General features: G+C 57.4%; 16 protein-coding genes. 11 read left to right on the top strand and 5 right to left on the bottom strand.

Annotated features, from left to right (window positions below; translation table 11 throughout):
* Window positions 1–72: 72 nt before the first annotated feature.
* From ABLU67_RS19075 to ABLU67_RS19045, 7 genes are all read left to right on the top strand, one after another.
* Window positions 73–972: a proline iminopeptidase-family hydrolase gene (locus ABLU67_RS19075; protein ID WP_014230087.1), complete on the top strand. Its 900-nt coding sequence runs from the start codon at window positions 73–75 to the stop codon at window positions 970–972.
* The gene (locus ABLU67_RS19070) at window positions 972–1,910 is read left to right on the top strand and encodes an ABC transporter permease (RefSeq protein ID WP_004852520.1); all 939 of its coding nucleotides are present in this window, start codon (window positions 972–974) and stop codon (window positions 1,908–1,910) included. The genes ABLU67_RS19075 and ABLU67_RS19070 overlap by 1 nt, the downstream gene beginning before the upstream one ends.
* Window positions 1,907–2,752, top strand: a complete 846-nt coding sequence (locus ABLU67_RS19065) for an ABC transporter permease (protein WP_047723290.1) — start codon at window positions 1,907–1,909, stop codon at window positions 2,750–2,752. Before ABLU67_RS19070 ends, ABLU67_RS19065 begins: the two co-directional genes overlap by 4 nt.
* Window positions 2,749–3,723, top strand: a complete 975-nt coding sequence (locus ABLU67_RS19060; RefSeq protein WP_014230085.1) for an ABC transporter ATP-binding protein — start codon at window positions 2,749–2,751, stop codon at window positions 3,721–3,723. The genes ABLU67_RS19065 and ABLU67_RS19060 overlap by 4 nt, the downstream gene beginning before the upstream one ends.
* On the top strand, window positions 3,723–4,757 hold the full coding sequence (locus ABLU67_RS19055) for an ABC transporter ATP-binding protein (protein ID WP_014230084.1): 1,035 nt from the start codon (window positions 3,723–3,725) through the stop codon (window positions 4,755–4,757). Before ABLU67_RS19060 ends, ABLU67_RS19055 begins: the two co-directional genes overlap by 1 nt.
* Window positions 4,738–6,252, top strand: a complete 1,515-nt coding sequence (locus ABLU67_RS19050; RefSeq protein ID WP_025107772.1) for an ABC transporter substrate-binding protein — start codon at window positions 4,738–4,740, stop codon at window positions 6,250–6,252. Before ABLU67_RS19055 ends, ABLU67_RS19050 begins: the two co-directional genes overlap by 20 nt.
* A 234-nt stretch (window positions 6,253–6,486) precedes the next feature.
* Complete coding sequence (locus ABLU67_RS19045) at window positions 6,487–7,761, top strand: dicarboxylate/amino acid:cation symporter (RefSeq protein WP_004852509.1); 1,275 nt, start codon at window positions 6,487–6,489, stop codon at window positions 7,759–7,761.
* Window positions 7,762–8,057: 296 nt separating this feature from the next.
* On the opposite strand, the gene ABLU67_RS19040 is transcribed toward ABLU67_RS19045, so the two are convergent.
* The 4 genes from ABLU67_RS19040 to ABLU67_RS19025 form a co-directional block, all read right to left on the bottom strand.
* Window positions 8,058–8,675 (bottom strand): transcriptional regulator, encoded by a 618-nt coding sequence (locus tag ABLU67_RS19040; RefSeq protein ID WP_048261035.1) that lies wholly within the window; start codon window positions 8,673–8,675, stop codon window positions 8,058–8,060.
* A 108-nt stretch (window positions 8,676–8,783) separates the two neighbouring features.
* Window positions 8,784–8,924 (bottom strand): small membrane protein, encoded by a 141-nt coding sequence (locus ABLU67_RS19035; protein ID WP_139134470.1) that lies wholly within the window; start codon window positions 8,922–8,924, stop codon window positions 8,784–8,786.
* Between the two features lie 366 nt (window positions 8,925–9,290).
* Entirely contained in the window at window positions 9,291–9,989 is a 699-nt protein-coding gene (locus ABLU67_RS19030; protein WP_103814562.1) for a response regulator transcription factor, read from the bottom strand.
* Window positions 9,986–11,947 (bottom strand): sensor histidine kinase, encoded by a 1,962-nt coding sequence (locus tag ABLU67_RS19025; RefSeq protein ID WP_227626792.1) that lies wholly within the window; start codon window positions 11,945–11,947, stop codon window positions 9,986–9,988. Before ABLU67_RS19025 ends, ABLU67_RS19030 begins: the two co-directional genes overlap by 4 nt.
* Window positions 11,948–12,787: 840 nt before the next feature.
* Between ABLU67_RS19025 and ABLU67_RS19020 the strand changes: the two genes are divergently transcribed.
* Complete coding sequence (locus ABLU67_RS19020) at window positions 12,788–14,071, top strand: citrate synthase (RefSeq protein WP_025107768.1); 1,284 nt, start codon at window positions 12,788–12,790, stop codon at window positions 14,069–14,071.
* A gap of 97 nt (window positions 14,072–14,168) precedes the next feature.
* Here the strand turns inward: ABLU67_RS19020 and yegD are convergent, their stop codons facing one another.
* Window positions 14,169–15,521 carry a molecular chaperone gene (gene yegD, locus ABLU67_RS19015; RefSeq protein WP_348852456.1) on the bottom strand — a complete coding sequence of 451 codons (1,353 nt, stop codon included), beginning with the start codon at window positions 15,519–15,521 and terminating at the stop codon, window positions 14,169–14,171.
* Window positions 15,522–15,657: 136 nt separating this feature from the next.
* On the opposite strand from yegD, the gene alkA reads away from it, so the two are divergent.
* From alkA to dcd, 3 genes are all read left to right on the top strand, one after another.
* Entirely contained in the window at window positions 15,658–16,506 is an 849-nt protein-coding gene (alkA, locus tag ABLU67_RS19010; protein WP_348852464.1) for a DNA-3-methyladenine glycosylase 2, read from the top strand.
* Window positions 16,507–16,620: 114 nt separating this feature from the next.
* On the top strand, window positions 16,621–17,262 hold the full coding sequence (gene udk / locus ABLU67_RS19005) for a uridine kinase (protein ID WP_004122537.1): 642 nt from the start codon (window positions 16,621–16,623) through the stop codon (window positions 17,260–17,262).
* Between the two features lie 90 nt (window positions 17,263–17,352).
* A complete protein-coding gene (dcd, locus tag ABLU67_RS19000) occupies window positions 17,353–17,934 on the top strand; it encodes a dCTP deaminase (RefSeq protein ID WP_004852489.1) in 582 nt (193 codons plus the stop codon).
* The last annotated feature ends 6 nt before the right edge of the window (window positions 17,935–17,940 follow it).

Here is a 17,940-nt window from a genome sequence, read left to right as displayed (position 1 = left end):
TCAGCGTCCGGGGTTGCCGTTAGCGTTAAGACAGACCCCAACCCTCTTACCATCGACGATGAGGAATAGACCATGTGGAGCGAAATAGCGCCCGACCGGTGCCATAACATTGCGGTGGAAGGCTATAACGTCGTGGCCTATCAGTTTGGCGACGGCGATGAGACCGTTCTCTGCCTCAACGGCGGACCGGGGCTGCCCTGCGACTATCTGCGTGAAGCCCACGCTTGTCTGAAACAGCACGGCTATCGGGTGATCGCCTTTGACCAGTTGGGGACCGGAAAGTCCGACCGGCCGGATGACGCCAGCCTGTGGACGATGGCGCGCTATGTGCGTGAAGTGGAGACCGTCCGCCGGACTTTGGGCCTTGGTCAGGTGCATCTGCTTGGTCACTCGTGGGGCGGATGGCTGGCGATTGAAGTGGCATTGCACCATCCTGGCGCAATTCGCTCGCTGATTCTGGAAAACACCGTCGCCGATATGCCGCATCTGGTGCAGGAGCTGAACCGTCTGCGCGGGGCGCTGGGGCCAGAAACCGTCGCGATGATGCAGCGCTACGAAGCGCTCGGCTGGCTAGACCATCCGGCCTATCAGGCGGCGATTACGCTGCTGAATTACCGTCACGTGTGCCGTCTTGACGTCTGGCCAGAGCCGGTTACCCGCTCGCTTGGGGACTGGAATATGGGCCCGTATATCACCATGCAGGGGCCGAACGAATTCCTCTATACCGGTAATTTAAAAAACTGGAACCGCAGCGCTGAGCTGGCGTCAATCCGCGTGCCCTGTTTGATCACCAGCGGCCAGCACGATGAACTGACGCCCGCCTGCGCCCTGAAAATGAAGCAGGGGCTGGCGAACGCTGAAATAGCCATTTTTGCCAACAGCAGCCATATGCCGTTTTACGAAGAGCCGCAGGCTTACTACCCGGTGCTGCTCGATTTTCTGGCGCGCCAGCGCGACGCGGGAGGCTGTTAATGCATCGTTACCGCTTTCTGCTTTTTCGCCCGCTACAGCTGCTGCCGGTTCTGCTGGGTATCAGCCTGATCACCTTCATGATGGTGCGCGCGATCCCCGGCGATCCGGCGCGTATTCTGCTGGGGGTGCGCAGCACGCCGGCGGCGCTGGCCCGCATTCGCGCGCAGTTTGCCCTTGATGAACCGCTGTGGGTTCAGTACGGCTATTTTCTGCGCAACCTGCTGCAGGGCGAGCTGGGGAAGTCGATTGTATACCGGGTGGATACCCTGAAGCTGATTGCCTCGCGGCTGGAACCGACGCTGTGGCTGGTGCTCGGCAGCGTTCTGCTGGCGGTAGCGTTGACGGTGCCGCTGGCGGCGATAGCCGCACGCCAGCGCGGGCGTCTCGCCGATCGGTTGATTCGTCTGTTTACGACCGCCGGGCTCGGATTCCCGGCATTCTGGCTCGGCATCATGCTGATTCTGCTGTTCAGTATCGTGCTTGGCTGGTTTCCGGTCTCCGGCTACGGCAGCGATTTTTTAGACCAGCTGCACCATATGGTTCTGCCGTGCCTGACCGTGGCGCTGGCGCTGTCGGCGGTATTGATTCGCAACCTGCGCGCCAGCCTGCTGATGGAGATGAATAGCGACTATGTGGTGGCGGCCCGGGCGCGCGGGCAGCAGGAAAGACGTATCTTCTGGCGGCACGTGCTGCCGAACTCGCTGGTGCCGACCATCAATCTGCTGGCGGTGAATATTGGCTGGCTTATAGGCAGTACGGTGGTGATTGAAAGCGTGTTTGCTATCCCCGGCCTCGGACAGCTGCTGGTTAAGGCGATTTTTAGCCGCGACTACATGGTGGTGCAGGGCGTGGTAATGGTCTTTGCCCTTGCCACCGTGGCGGTCAGCCTGCTGGCGGATATTCTGACCGTGGCCCTCGACCCAAGGATAAAACTATGAAGGCGATAGCGACCTTTTCCCGCCTGCGTCAGCGGGCGATCCCGCGTCAGCAGGCGCTCTTCGCCGGGCTGGCGATAGTCGGACTATGGCTACTGGTCGCCTGTCTGGCGCCGTGGATAGCGCCGTTCGATCCGATTGCCCAGGACGCCTCTTCCAGTCTGCTGCCGCCGGGCGGCGCGCATCTCTTCGGTACCGACAACTTTGGCCGCGACGTTTTTTCCCGCGTGCTGTGGGGGGCGCGGGTCGATCTGCAAATCTGCCTGCTGGGGGTCCTGTTCCCCTTTATGCTCGGCACCACCCTGGGGGCGCTGGCGGGCTATATCGGCGGCGTGGCCGATGCGCTGGTGATGCGGGTTATTGATATCGTGCTGGCCTTTCCGTTTCTGGTGCTGATGCTGGCGATTATCGCCATCCTCGGGCCGGGGCTGAGCAGCTTTTATATGGCGATGGCGATGGTGGGCTGGGTCTCCTACGCCCGGCTGGTACGCGCTCAGGTACTGACGCTGAAACAGCGCGATTTTATTCTGGCGGCCCGCAGTCTGGGCTACGGCCATCTGCGGATTTTGTTCCGCCATCTGCTGCCCAATGCGCTAACCGGAGCCATCATTTTTTCGATGTCCGACTGCGTTCTGGTGCTGCTGAACGGGGCCTCGGTGAGCTATCTCGGGCTCGGCGTGCAGCCTCCTACCGCCGAATGGGGGATTATGGTGGCCGAAGGGCAGAGCTTTATCACTACCGCATGGTGGATAACCACCTTTCCGGGGCTTGCCATCGTGCTGCTGGCGATGGGCTTCAGCCTGCTGGCCGATGGGCTGGGCGATAAGTTAGGGGAACGCGTATGAGCTTGCTGAAGGTAAATCAGCTGACGGTCATGCGCGGCGAGGATGTCGCGCTGGTGGATAACGTCTCGTTAACGCTTGAAGCCGGGGAGATGCTTGGGCTGGTTGGCGAAAGCGGGTCGGGAAAAACCGTGACCTGCCGGGCGCTGATGCGCCTGCTGCCGGGGGCCGGACTGCGGATTACCGGCGGTGAGGTTCTGCTGGACGGCCGGGATATCTTGTCCCTCAGCGAAGGGCAAATGTCGGCGGTGCGCGGCCGGGAAATCGGTATGATTTTCCAGAACCCGACCAGCCATCTCAATCCGGTGATGACCATTGGAGAACAGATTGCAGAAAGTCGCCGCCTTCACTTTGCGGCAAACCGCCGTCAGGCGCGGGAGGATGCGCTGGCCTTGCTGCGCCAGGTCGGTATCCCGGACCCGCAGAATCGGCTCAATAGCTATCCGCACGAATTTTCCGGCGGCATGCGCCAGCGGGCGATGATCGCCGTTGCCCTCGCGCCGGAACCCCGGCTGCTGATTGCCGACGAACCGACCACCGCGCTGGATGTCACCGTGCAGATGCAGATTCTGCGCCTGCTCAGCGATCTGCGCGCCGAGCTGGGGCTGGCGGTCATTATGATCACCCACGATCTCGGGGTGGTGGCGCAAACCTGCGACCGGATTGCGGTGATGTACGGCGGCAGGCTGTGTGAAGTGGGCGGCAAACGCGAAGTGCTTGGCGGGCCCCTGCATCCCTATACCCGCGGGCTCATTGATTGTCAGCCGGCCAGCGAAGGCGGGCAGGGGAGGTTGACGATCATCGACGGCCAGCCGCCCAGCGCCGACCACTTCCCATCAGGGTGTCGCTTTCACCCGCGCTGCCGCCGCGCCGATGAGGCGTGTCAGAGCCAGCCATTGCTGCGTTACGGGCAGGATTGCCATAGCCACGCGGTGGCCTGCCATCACATTTTGCCAGCACGGCAGGAGGGATAATGGTTAACGCTCGCTGGCCGCTGCTTGAGGCCGATAATCTTTGCGTCACCTTCCCTGTTTCCGGCGGCCTTTGGCGGCCGAAGCGGGTCGTACACGCGGTAAACCGGGTCACGATGCAGATCTTTCCTGGCGAGACGCTGGGCCTTGTCGGCGAATCCGGCAGCGGTAAGAGCACGCTTGGCCGAGCGCTGTTACAGCTTGAACGGGTTGCCGATGGCGAGGTGCGGTTCGCCGGACAGCGCATTACCCATGGCTTAACCAGCGATATTGCCCGTCTGCGCCAGCAAAGCGCGATGATTTTCCAGGATCCCTATGCCTCGTTGAATCCCAGGCAGACCGTAGGAGAAAGCATCTCCGAGGTGCTGCGCGTGCATCAGAAAGTCCCGCGCGGGCAGGAAGCGCTGCGGGTTGCGGAACTGCTCACCCTGGTCGGCCTGCGTCCGCAGCAGGCCAGCGCGAAACCGTCTCAGCTAAGCGGCGGCCAGTGCCAGCGCGTCGGTATTGCCAGAGCGCTGGCCATGGAGCCGCGGCTGATCGTGGCCGATGAGTGCGTCGCGGCGCTGGACGTCTCTATTCAGGGACAGATCGTCAACCTGCTGATGGATCTGCGGGAAAAGATGGGGCTGGCGATTCTGTTTATCGCCCACGATCTGGCGATTGTGCGGCGACTCTGCGATCGCGTTGCGGTGATGTATCTCGGGAGAATTGTGGAAGAGGGGCCGGCAGAAGCGGTCTTCACTCGACCGCTGCATCCCTATACCGCCGCGCTGGTCTCGGCGATCCCGGAAATCGACCCGGATAAACCGCTGCCGAAAAATTTGCTGGGGGGCGAGCCGCCCAGTCCCGTAGCCGTTCCACAAGGCTGTGCATTTCATCCGCGCTGCCCTTATGCGCAGGTGCAGTGCCGCACCGGCGCACCACCACCAACCCGGCAGATTGCCGATCGCGCTTATGCCTGCGTGCTCAACCTCGCGGGCGATGAGACCGTTTTTCCGTTAACTGGGGGATCTTTTGATGAAGCACAGGCAGATTAAGTTACTGGCGGCGAGCGTTTTTCTGGCGCTCAGCGTGGTGAGTGAAATAGCTCAGGCGGCCGGCGTATTGACCATTGGCCGCCGGGAGGACAGCACCACGTTTGACCCGATAAAATCGGCGCAAAATGCGGATAACTGGGTCTTTTCCAACGTCTTTGACCCGCTGGTGCGGGTGGATAAAAGCGGGACGAAGCTGGAGCCGGGCGTGGCCGAGAGCTGGACGATTTCCCCGGATGGCAAAGTCTATACCTTCAAAATTCGCGAAACCCGGTTCTCGGACGGTACGCCGCTGACCGCCAGCGATGCGGCGTTTAGCCTGATCCGTATCCGCGATGATGAAGGCTCGCTGTGGCGGGATTCCTATAGCATTATTGCCAAAGCGGAAGCCACGGACCCGCGCACGCTGGTGGTGACGCTGAAATCGCCTTCAGCGCCGTTTTTATCGCAGCTGGCGCTGCCGAACGCTTCGGTGATTTCCCAGCAGGCGATGAAGGCGGAAGGCGAAGAGGCGTTTGCCGAAAAGCCCGTGGGCTCCGGCGCGTTTAGCGTGAAAGAGTGGCTGCGCGGAGAAAAGATCGTGCTGGTGAAGAACCCGAACTTCTGGCAGGCGAAAAACGTCAGCCTGGATGGCGTGGAGTGGTTAACCATTCCGGACGACAATACCCGCATGCTGAAAGTGCAGGCCGGCGAACTTGACGCCGCGCTGACCGTGCCTTTCTCGCGCATTGCATCGTTACAAAAGGATGCCAATCTGAAGGTGGAGCTGGATCCTTCTACTCGCGAGGACCATCTGCTGATCAATCATTCTCACGGCGCGCTGGGCAAGGTGGAAGTCCGTCAGGCGCTGGACTTCGCGATTGATAAAGACGCGATTGTGAAAACCGTGACCTTTGGCTACGGTCAGGTGGCCAACTCCTATATTCCCGCCGGAGCGCTTTACCACTATCAGGATAATCTTCGCCGGCCATACGATCCGCAAAAGGCCAAAGCGATGCTGAAAGCGGCGGGCGCTGCCGACCTGAAGCTGAACTACGTGGTCAATGCCGGGGATGAAGTCGATGAGCAAATTGCCATTTTGCTACAACAGCAGCTGGCAAAAGCCGGGGTGACGGTGAATTTGCAAAAAGTCGACCCGAGCCAGAGCTGGGATATGCTGGTGGCCGGGGAGTACGATATATCGGTGATGTACTGGACCAACGATATTCTCGACCCCGATCAGAAAACCACCTTCGTGCTGGGTCACGATGCCAATATGAACTATATGACCCGCTATCATAACGACCAGGTTAAAGCGCTGGTGGCCGCCGCGCGCGTTGAAATGGACAGTAAAAAGCGCGAGCAGATGTATATCGACCTGCAAAAAATGGCCAAGGCCGACGTGAACTGGGTCGATCTGTATTACAGCCCGTACCGCAACGTCAGCCGCAAAAATATCGACGGTTTTTATCAGAATCCGCTGGGACGTTTCTTCCTGGAGGATACCGTAAAACACTAATGCCTCTTTGCGCCGGTTGTCCTCTGACGCCGGCGCCTTTTTCATCTTACCGGCGGCGCGACACGGTTTGATGCACATCAACGAGCACATTAACTTTTACTATAAAAACTAAAAAAGAGTTGTAACCCCGCCTGCTTTTATTCAATTTATGTGGTGAATATTTAATGTATTCCAATAAATAAAGCATATATACATTAAAAAACAACACGTTAAATAAATCAGGGGTTAATTTTTGTGGCAAGTGCAAACAAACTCACGCTGTTCATCGTCATCTTCATGCTGTTGGGGATCCTCTCCGGCGCGGCCATCCACGCTTACGCCGGGCAAACGACCATTACCGCATGGTCGGAAAACATTACGCTACTTACCGACGTGTTTCTGCGCCTGATTAAGATGGTCATTGCGCCGTTGGTGTTCAGTACCCTGACGGTGGGCATTATGCGGCTGGGCGAAACGGCGACCATTGGGCGGGTCGGCGGTAAAGCCATGGTATGGTTTATTACCTCGTCCATTCTCTCCATTCTGGTCGGGCTGGTGATTGTTACCCTCGAGCATCCCGGCGCCGGTTTGAACCTGGCGATCCCGAAAGAGTCCGTGGATACCGGGCTGGCGGTGAGCGGGATGAGCCTGAAAGGCTTTCTGACCCATACCATCCCCACCAGCATTACCGAGGCGATGTCCAACAACGAGATTCTGCAAATCGTGGTGTTCTCGATGTTCTTCGGTATTGCCGGGGCATCGCTGGGGGAGAAATTCAACGCCCCGCTGGTGGCGGCGCTGAACGTGGTTTCCCATATTATGCTGAAGGTGACCGGGTACGTGATGTACGTCGCGCCGCTGGCGATTTTCGCCGCGATCTCTTCGGTTATCGCCTCGCAGGGGCTGGGGATCCTGCTTAATTACGCCTCGTTTATCGGCGGATACTATGTCGCGATTCTGCTGACCAGCGCGGTGCTGCTGGCGGTGGGGTATATGGTGCTCAAAAAAGAGGTTTTTCGCCTGCTGAACATGCTCAAAGATCCGGTGCTGGTGGCGTTCACGACCAGCAGCTCCGAGGCGGCCTATCCGAAGACCCTGGAGCGTCTGGTGGAATTTGGCTGCTCGCGTAATATCGCGTCGTTTGTGCTGCCAATTGGCTACTCCTTTAATCTGGTCGGTTCAATGGTGTACTGCTCTTTTGCCGCCATGTTTATCGCCCAGGCTTACAATATTCAGCTGAGCTTTAGCGAGATTACCGTGATGATGCTGACGCTGATGCTGGCTTCGAAAGGGATTGCCGGGGTGCCGCGTTCGGCGCTGGTGGTGCTGGCGGCGACCATCCCGAGCTTCAATATTCCGGTGGCGGGTATTTTACTGCTGATGGGGATTGACCATTTCCTCGATATGGGGCGTTCAGCGATTAACGTGCTGGGTAACGGGATTGCGACGGCGATGCTGTCAAAAAATGAAGGTCTGTCGCAGAATGAGGTACCCGAGGCTGAAGTCGCGCCTCAGCAGGCGCAAGCCTGATCGTCGGGCGGCCTCTCTGACGGGGTCGCTTTTTGCGCAGAAAAAGAGGCCCCTGACAGGCACGCCAGGGGCAATGTGACGAAGTAACAGATTCCCTGGTAGAGGCATTTTTTATTGTATAAAAATACGCTCCGGTATTTTCATACCAGGGAACCGGGTCATGTTACCCGCTGCCCGTAACGCCTGAGTAGATGTTTTTCATTTTACCGATCTTTTTCGGAATCCCGTTCCTCGCAAGCCAGCAAATTCTTAATTTTACGGTACATAATGCGATCGTCGATGGCGCGTGCGCGCGTTTACCAGCGTTCTTTTAATAAGTTAATAAACTGGAAAAAGTCATAATTGTTATTAAGGCTGTATTTTTCCATAATTTTGCTTTTGTGCCAGGTGATGGTTTTGGGGGTGACTTTGTTGAGAGCAGAAATTTTACCGATATCAAAGCCATGAATAATGCCGGTGGCGACGGCTACCTGCGATTTGGACAACATCTTATGCGGGCAGTTTGTGCAAATTAGCGGCGAGTCGATCCTCTGCGCCAGAGGAAGCAGTTCACTTCTTTTCAGCTCGTGGGCAATAATTTCAAACATCTTATCGATATTAACGGCTTTGATTGAGACAAAGATAACGCCCTTAAGGCAGTTGACGATCAGCTCCTTTTCCGGAAGTTTGTCATAGCTGTGCAATATAATCACCGAACTGTTTTTTTTACGGTTCTTTATACTGGTATTGCACAGATAGATCTCGCCGGGAAGAACTTCAGCGATGATGATGTCCTTATCTAAAAAATCATTATGCTTATAAGAAAAAGCGGCTTTAAGGTTACCGCTGCGGCTGATGAGCTCATTGACTATGGCAACCAACGACTCTCGGAGAAAGGTATTCCTGGTGTTGATAGCGATGTTTATTTTTTTCATGGCGTTATTTCCCTGATAAATCAACATAACGCCATGTTGTGATCAATCCTCCGGGCGTATGCGGTGGCTGCTGCTGGACAGATTTGGTTATTATTCGCGGGGCTTTAGTTATTTTCTGCGCGAAGAATTCTTAGCTGAAAACGGAATTTTTTGTTTTCTCCTGTCTCTGATATAGGAAACAAGGCTGTAAACAGACACGCAAAGGCAAAATATGCACAGCAATAAGGCTAACCATGTTTGCATGGCCATGATAGATATCCTTTAACTTAATTTTAGGTGTTAAAAATGTACCTCGCCGGCACGGGAATATTTTTATACTCTTCTTTAAACCGTGCTCGCGATACGCGGCCGAAAAGCGCACGGCAAGCGTCCTGAATTCAGCTATCGCTGGATCAGCAATAGTCGGTTTGCTCAGGGACGCTTTGGGCCGGTGTGCTCACGACGCCATGTCAATGTAAGAAAATTCTTAATGTGCTGTCAGTCTCATTTCTCTCATTCCTCTCAAAAACTGAAAAAAATTAACAAGAGGAGCGAAACTGAAAACAACTTCGCTATGACGCCGCGCGGATGGAGGGGTACTGACCGGCAGCGCTGCTGCTGCCGGCCGGGGAAAGGTCAGGAGAGAAACGCCAGCCCTTTGCCAAAAATCGCGCGAATCGGCAGGGTGATACCATGAAGGCGGGCCTTGTGGCGCAGGCGGCTGATCACGACGTCGATTCGGTGCAGTTCCGGTTCGCCTTCATCGGTAAACAGAGAGGTGTGCAGGTCAACCTTGCTGCAGACCTCATTGCGGTTACGCATTAACACTTCCAGCAGCCGATACTCTTGCTGCGTGAGCGGCAGGGCCAGCCCAGACGGCGCCACAAGGCGCTCGTTCTGGAGTACCCAGTGAGACGGCGCTGGCCGCTCTGCTGATAGCGCCGGGTTGACGCGTTCCGTCGGTTTTTGCTGGCGAAGCCGGGAGCCAAGCGCCTGAATACTCTCCGCGAGGTCGGAAAAGTTGACCGGCTTGATGAGGTAGAGATCGGCGCCGGCGTTTAAGGCCTGGAGCCGATCCTGCTCATGCCCTCTGGCGGTCACCACCACCAGGCCGAACTGGCCAATTTCGTGCAAATAGTCCAGCACGCTAAAGCCGTCCTCACCCGGCAAGCCAATATCGATAAGCACAATATCAACCGGATCGCGATGCAGCTGCCGCCAGAAAGCTTCGGCGCTGCGCACGCCCCAGGCATCGAAGCCGCGATGGCGCAGAAAAGCCAGCAGCTCGTCGAGTAAATCAGCGCTATCTTCGATGATTGCGACGCGTAATGTCATGATTTGTCCTTCTGCTGTCCGTTAACCGGGAGCGTGAGCGCAAATTTGCATCCGGCCGACGTGTTCTCTGCCAGCCACAGGTCCCCGCCGTGAGCCTGGATGATTTGTCGGGCGACATACAGGCCAAGCCCGGTCCCGGCCGGCGTTGCGGTATCCGTTTCGCCGCGCCGATAGCGCTCGAAAATATGCTCGACCTGTTCAGGCGGGATGCCGGGACCGCGATCGCCAATGCGTAATTCCACGTGTTTTTCCTGCGGATAAATCTCGATGCTTATCTCCCCGGAGGCGGCATATTTCACCGAGTTGTCGAGCAGGTTGGCGATGGCGATACACAGTAGCCCGCTATCAATAAACAGCACCGGTGAAGGGGAGTCCGGACCCACAGTTTGCCCCTCAAGGGTGACATCCAGATAATGGTTAAGCGAAAGATCCACGACCGTCGCGGCCATATAGATCACCGGCAGCAGCGCTGCGTCCTGCCTGTCGGCGTGCAGGTCCCTCGAGGAGAGCCGGGCGTCGGCCAGGCAATTATCGGTAAGCTGTACCAGACGGGTTGTCGCCCGCTGCATGCGGTCGAGGCGCGAGCCCTGCGTCACCGTTGCGGGGCACAGGCGCAGGTTTTCCAGCGCGGCCTGGAGGATCGCCAGCGGCGTTCTGAACTCATGCGCCACCATTCCCATAAACTGGCGCTGGTGGAAGCTGGCCTCGCGTTCAATCTGTAGCTCTCGCGCCAGCTGCTGCTTGCGCACCAGAGTCCGGTTTTCCGCCCGCACCCGCAGTACGGCGATGATCAGGACGGTGACGATATGAATAATCAGCGCGTACTGCCAGGTGGAATAGACCCCATTATGAAACGGAATGACGCCGTGGATAGAGAGCAGCGCCAGCCCGGCGGAGACGACGTATATCGGCGGCAGCAGCCCCAGCAGCAGCGTATTGATATCAATCGCTTTGCGCCGCCACAGCATCCATGACGTGATCAACAGAATAGGGGCGGCGATAAAAAATATCCCGGCCTCTATCTGCATCGCCAGGCCGTAAAAGCCCAGCGGAATACTGATTTGCAGAACGATGTTTAAACCGATCGCCGCCAGCAGCAGTTGATGCAGCCGCGGCATATTTTTCTTGAGATCGAAAACTTCGCTATGCAGCCACAGCGCGGTGGCGTAGCTCACCAGCGACAGGCAGCTGATCATATAATCCTGAACCGGCAGCAGGGCGCTGCCAAATAACCACTCCGGGTAGCCATGCAGGGCCGCGACGAGCGGATAGTTTAGCGAGAACAGGCAGATCCCCCACAGCAGGCGCCGACGCAGCGCGATGGCAAGCCACAGGGCGATGCCGCTGGCAATTACCGCCAGGCCAAAATAGAAGCTCCAGAAGGCGGTATCGAGCGTGGCCGAACGCACGAACTCCTGCGGCGAGGAGAGCGTCGCCAGCAGAATCAGGGTGCTGCTGCTCTGGAGACGGAATACCATCTCGTAGCCAGCCGCCGTCGGCGGGGGCGGTAAAATCAGAACGCTTTCGCGGTAGTCGAGATCGTTATCCCGGGCAGACGCATGGTCGCCAAACTCTTTTTGTCGCCATGGACTGTCGCTGCCGTAGGGGCGATAAAACACGGTCAAACGATCGACAAACGACGGACCGAGCTGCAGCCAGCGCTGTTCGCCAGCAAATAAGGCCGCCGGGAGCGAAGTACGTAGCCAGTAGGCCTTTGTCGAGTAGCCGAACGACGGGATAAGCGGCGCCGTTTTTAGCGCCTCTTCAGGGAGCGAAAGAAAGGCGTTGAGGGTCAGCGTGTCGCTGGCGTCGGCGTACCAGTAGACCGGAATATCAATACCCAGCTGGCGGACCTCCGCGCGGGCTGGCGCCCCTATCTGCAGAGCGATAATGACGCCGCACCATGCCCAGAAATGCGCGCTGCGGCTCCTGCGAATAAGATCATAAAAAGCGCACAAACGATTCAATCACGCCCCCTTGTGGCATGGATTAATCAATCAGACGGTATAAACGCAGAGGAACGCTGCCGCAGGCACAGGTACCCCTCCGCATTCGCGAAATAAACATCCAGGGCCGGGCAACGCAGCATTCTGCTGGTGCCGAAGATATTATTCCAGCGTTATCTGCACGCCGGGTAACTGGCCAGACCTGATGTAAGAAGATTCTCAATCAACGTTAACGTAGGAGGGAGGTGCATAATAAGCAACCTGAAAGTTCAGGCACAGCATACGAGTTTATGATGTTATGCCATAAATTGACGCGATAGCTATATAAAATTGGCATTAGATTATTTAATCAGCGCATATAAAAGCAGCGGGTTATATTCAAGTTTAATTTACGATGAAATAACGACAACGGACAATATCTGCGGCGAGCGAGGCGCATTTGGCGATGAATCCACCGCGGCTGATAGGATGACCGGTTGCACAGACCCTCATAAAAGACCGCCGACGAGCGTGTGATAAAAAACTAACACCGGCAGACCGTGGCACCGCGTGCGAGTAGCGGATTTATGCGGGCAAAAAATAAAATGGTTATATATTGACCTGCAATGAAATAAAATCAGTATTCTAAGGCGTGATAGTAGAATTTAGACGAGGGTAATTTCGGGGTAAGCGTATTTTATGCGGTTGAAAGGGCGATTTTCTGTTTCTTCCCCACCCGTAATAGCGGTCTTTTATCAATGTTTTGGTTATTTACATCAAAGAATCCGCGGACGACTGTGGTTATGTTGGTTATTCCGCCTGGAGAAATGACCAGGTAAATCATTCACTCGTTGTGCAAGGAGACCTGACAGGATGACGACGAAATCGCTAACGCTGTCTTTGGATGAACAACAGTCCATTCCGTTGAGTACGGTCTCAGGGACGCAGGGCTATCCCGGCATGGATATTCGTCCGCTGGCGTCCGCAGGTATATGCAGTTTCGACCCCGGTTTTGCTAACACCGCTGGCTGTACGTCGGCCATTTCCTGGATTGATACCGAAAACAGCGTTTTGCTGCACCGCGGCTATCCGGTCGATCAGCTGGCTCGCCAGTGCGACTTCCTTGAGGTAGCCTGGATTCTGCTGCGGGGCGATGCGCCTGACGAAGCCAGCTATCAGGCGTTCAAAAACACGATTACCCGCCATAGCCTGGTACACGAGCAGATTGGCCGCATGTGCAGCAGCTTTCGGCGCGACTCGCATCCGATGGCCTTAATGTGCGCTCTGGTGGGCACGCTGGCGGCGTTCTATCACGATGTGCTGGACGTTGAAAATCCCGAGCACCGCGCGCTGGCCGCCACCCGCCTGCTGTCGAAAATGCCGACGCTGGCGGCGATGAGCTATAAGTTTTCTATTGAGCAACCGGCGCAGTATCCGCGCAACGATCTTTCCTACGCAGGGAATTTCCTGCATATGCTGTTTGCTATCCCGGCGGAGCCGTATCAGCTGAATCCGGTGATTGAGCAGGCGATGAACCAGATCCTGGTGCTGCACGCCGACCACGGCCAGTGCGCATCGACGACCACCGTCCGGGCGGCGGGCTCCTCCGGGGCGAATCTTTTTGCCTGCATTGCCGCCGGACTCGCTTCTTTATGGGGACCGGCCCACGGCGGGGCGAATGAAGCCAGTATGCGGATGCTGGAGGAGATCAACACCGTCGACCAAATTCCGGCGTTCCTGAGCAAAGCGAAACGCGATCCGCAGGCGTTTCGTCGTCTGGGATTCGGTAACTCTCGCTACCGTCATCTTGATCCGCGCGCCGCTATTTTGCGCGAAACCTGTCACCGGGTGCTGAAGGAGTTGGGGATGTCCGATATGCCGCTACAGGTGGCGATGGCCCTTGAAGAGGTGGCGCTGACCGACCCCTACTTTGTTGAAAATGGCCTGTCGCCGAGCGTGGATTTCTACACCGCGGTGATCCTTAAAGCGATGGGGCTGCCTTCATCGATGTTTGTGGCGATTACCGCCGTAGGCAGAACGCTTGGCTGGGTGGCGCACTGGAACGAAATGCACGAAGCGCCGCTGAATATTTATCGTCCCCGGCAGATTTATACCGGCGAAAAGCGGCGGGATTACGTTTCGCGGCGTGAAGGGTGACAGCAGGGGGCAATCGGGAAGATTTAGCCCGGCTCGCGCTGCGCTGAGCCGGGCTACAAATTCACTGCGTTCTGTGGTGCGGGAACGCAGCGGATGTTTAGCGAAACATCACCTGCGCCCAGCGGGCCAGCCCGGCGGTAACCGAGCCAAAATCATCGCCTCCGGCAACCGGAATACCCGGCAGGTGTGCCGCCAGCGCTTTTTTAATCAACGGCGAGCGAGCGCTGCCGCCGGTCAGGTAAATCACGTCCGGTTTTTCATTACTGTTATCCAGCGCCAGCTGAACCTGCTCCATGATCCGGGCCAGCGGCTGATCCAGCGCAGCTTCCAGTCCCTGCTGGCTGATGGCTGTCGCCAGCTCGTCGCTAATAAACGGCAGCCCCGCGGTGACGCTCGGCTGCGCGGAAAGGGCGATTTTGCTCTCTTCTGCGCTGCGCACCAGGCGATAGCTCAGGCGCTGACGCCAGACCTTCAGCAGCAGCGCGACTTTTTCGCTATCGCGGGCGCTGCGCAGCAAATCGTTAAGCATGCGACCGTTGGCGGCGCTGTAAAAGTCGGTCTGCGCCGGCACGTCGTTAATGGCCACCGCATTCCACCACGGCAGAATCGGCAGCGCGATGCCTTTTTCGGTATCGCCGCCCATCCCCAGCAGCGGCATCAGGCATTTAAAGGCCAGGGCGATATCCAGGTCGTTACCGCCGACGCGGCAGCCGCTGTGGCCGAGCAGGCTTTGCTGGCGATCGGCTTTTTCCCGCCACTGCGGCCCCATCAACAGCAGCGAACAGTCGGTGGTACCGCCGCCGATATCAACGACCAGCACGCGTTTTTCTTCGCTCAGCGTCGCTTCGAAATCCAGACCGGCGGCGACCGGCTCAAACTGAAACACGACGTCGCGAAAGCCCGCGCGCTTTGCCGCACGTTCGAGAATGCCCTGCGCCTGGGCGTTGGCATCATCGCCGCCCAGTCCCTGGAAGTTAATCGGGCGGCCGATAACCGCCTGATCGATGGTTTCCGGCAGCTGCGTTTGCGCCTGGAGTTTGATATGCAGCATCATGGCGCACACTAAGTCTTCAAACAGCGCTACCTGCTGCGGCTTAAGCCCGCTGGCGCCGAGAAACGATTTCGGCGACTTTACGAAGTAGACTTCTTGCGGATCTTCAACGTACTGATGCAGCGAAGCGAGACCAAACTGCACGCTGTTACCGAGTACGTCGATATCTTCCTCGCGGTTGAAGCTTATCGCGCGACGCAGCAGCGCCTGGTTTTCATCACCGTTGGGCGGGACGTCGTGATGGCGGTAGAGCCACTCGCTGACCGCTTCGCGGGTCGGCGCGCAAAGCATTGATGGCAGTAGTGAACTGCCGTTTTCCAGCGTCAGCAGCTGCGGCGTATTGTCGCGCATCACCGCCACTGAACAGTTAGCGGTACCGTAGTCAAAACCAATAAACATAGCCTGCAAAATCCCCATGCCGGTGAAGAAGGGGGGCGACTTTAGCGGATTGACGGCACTGCGACAACTGGAATTTAAAAGCAAGGCGCAGGCGGCGCGGAGCCGCTATGATTGAAGCGCTAAAAAAGGAGAAATGATGACGCTGCTACCCTGGCATTCCCCCTACGACTGGCAATGGATGTTTCATTTTCTTGGCGCGCGTACGGTGCAGGGAATTGAAACTTTTGTCGGCGACAGCTATTGCCGCAGCTTCGCCCTGAATGGCCACGCCGGACTTATCACGGTGACGCCGGATGACGCCGCGCAGGGCATGCGGGTGACGCTTTCCGCCGGGCTGCAGCCGGTCGCAGAGTCGTGCCTGGCGCGGGTTGCGCGCTTATTTGATTTGTCCTGCGACCCGCAGCAGATCGCCCTGACGCTGGGAAGCCTTGCGCTGCCAAGGCCGGGGCTTCGTCTGCCGGGCTCCCTGGATGCGTTTGAACAAGCGGTACGGGCGGTGCTCGGCCAGCTGGTGAGCGTGGCCATGGCGGCAAAGCTCACCGGGAAAGTGGTGGCCGCCTTCGGGGAACCGTTGTCCGACGCGCCGGGCTTTTATCTCTTCCCGAGCGCGCAGCGGCTGGCGCAGGCCGATCCGCTGGCGCTAAAGGCGCTGGGCATGCCCCTGCGGCGCGCGGAGGCGCTGATCCACCTGGCGCAGGCGGCTATCCGCGGCGATCTCCCCCTCTCCGCACCGGAGAATATTGACGCCGGAATAAAGCAGCTGCAGACGCTGCCCGGCATAGGCCGCTGGACGGCGAACTATTTCGCGCTGCGCGGCTGGCAGGCGCCGGATATCTTCCTGGCGGATGATTATCTGATTAAACAGCGTTTTCCCGGCATGACGCCGGCGCGGATTGCGCGCTATGCCAGCCGCTGGCACCCCTGGCGCTCGTACGCTTTACTGCATATCTGGTATACGCAAGGCTGGTCGCCGGAGGAGGAATAGACCCGGGAGGCGCTTAGCACTGGTATCGACGCGCTGAAATCCCTATAATTGCGGCGTTTGGCGGTCAACCGCCACCCTTCCTACATTCCCAGGTTAATCAGGTCGCAAAAATTTATGACTGATACGTCTCATCAGTGCGTCATTATAGGCATCGCCGGCGCATCGGCTTCGGGCAAAAGCCTTATCGCCAGTACGCTATATCGTGAATTACGTGAACAGGTCGGCGATGAACATATCGGCGTTATTCCGGAAGACAGCTATTACAAGGATCAAGGTCATCTGTCGATGGAAGAGCGTGTAAAAACCAACTATGACCACCCAAGCTCCATGGATCATAGTCTGCTGTTTCAGCATTTGCAGATGCTGAGAAGCGGCCAGCCGATAGAGTTGCCGGTGTATAGCTACGTTGAGCATACCCGTATGCCGGAAACCATTCATATTGAACCGAAGAAAGTCATCATTCTCGAAGGGATTCTGCTGCTGACCGACGCCCGCCTGCGCAACGAACTCAGCTTCTCCATTTTTGTCGACACCCCGCTGGATATCTGCCTGATGCGGCGCATCAAGCGAGACGTTAACGAGCGTGGGCGTTCGATGGATTCGGTAATGGCGCAGTACCAGAAAACGGTGCGCCCGATGTTCCTGCAGTTTATCGACCCTTCCAAACAGTATGCCGATATTATCGTGCCTCGCGGCGGTAAGAACCGTATCGCCATCGATATATTGAAGGCCAAAATCAGTCAGTTCTTTGAATAACACGAACGAATTGTGTAACGTGCAAAGAGAAGCCAATTTGCCCTTATCCCCGGAAGGCGTAGGGGCGCAATGCCTTAAAGGAGAACGTTCATGCGTCTGTGCGACCGAGATATAGAAGCCTGGTTGGATGAGGGGCGTCTGGCCATTAATCCGCGCCCGCCCGTTGAGCGCATTAACGGCGCGACGGTCGATGTTCGGCTGGGAAATAAGTTTCGGACTTTCCGCGGGCACACGGCGGGCTTTATTGACCTGAGCGGGCCTAAAGCGGAAGTCAGCGCGGCGCTGGATCGCGTGATGAGCGAAGAGATTGTTCTGCCGGATGGTGAAGCGTTCTTCCTGCATCCGGGCGAGCTGGCGCTGGCGGTGACCTTTGAATCGGTCACCCTGCCGCCGGATCTCGTCGGCTGGCTGGATGGCCGCTCTTCGCTGGCGCGTCTGGGCCTGATGGTGCACGTCACCGCGCACCGCATCGATCCGGGCTGGTCCGGCTGCATCGTACTGGAATTCTATAATTCGGGTAAGCTGCCGCTGGCGCTGCGTCCGGGGATGCTGATCGGCGCGTTAAGCTTTGAGCCGTTATCCGGGCCTGCGATGCGGCCTTATAATCGCCGCGAAGATGCGAAATATCGCGACCAGCAGGGCGCGGTAGCGAGTCGAATCGACAAGGATTGATAATTT

Source organism: Klebsiella sp. GN_Kp190 (assembly GCF_040061795.1).
GTDB classification, from domain to species: Bacteria; Pseudomonadota; Gammaproteobacteria; order Enterobacterales; family Enterobacteriaceae; genus Klebsiella; species Klebsiella michiganensis.
This window is presented reverse-complemented; position numbering and strand designations above follow the sequence as displayed.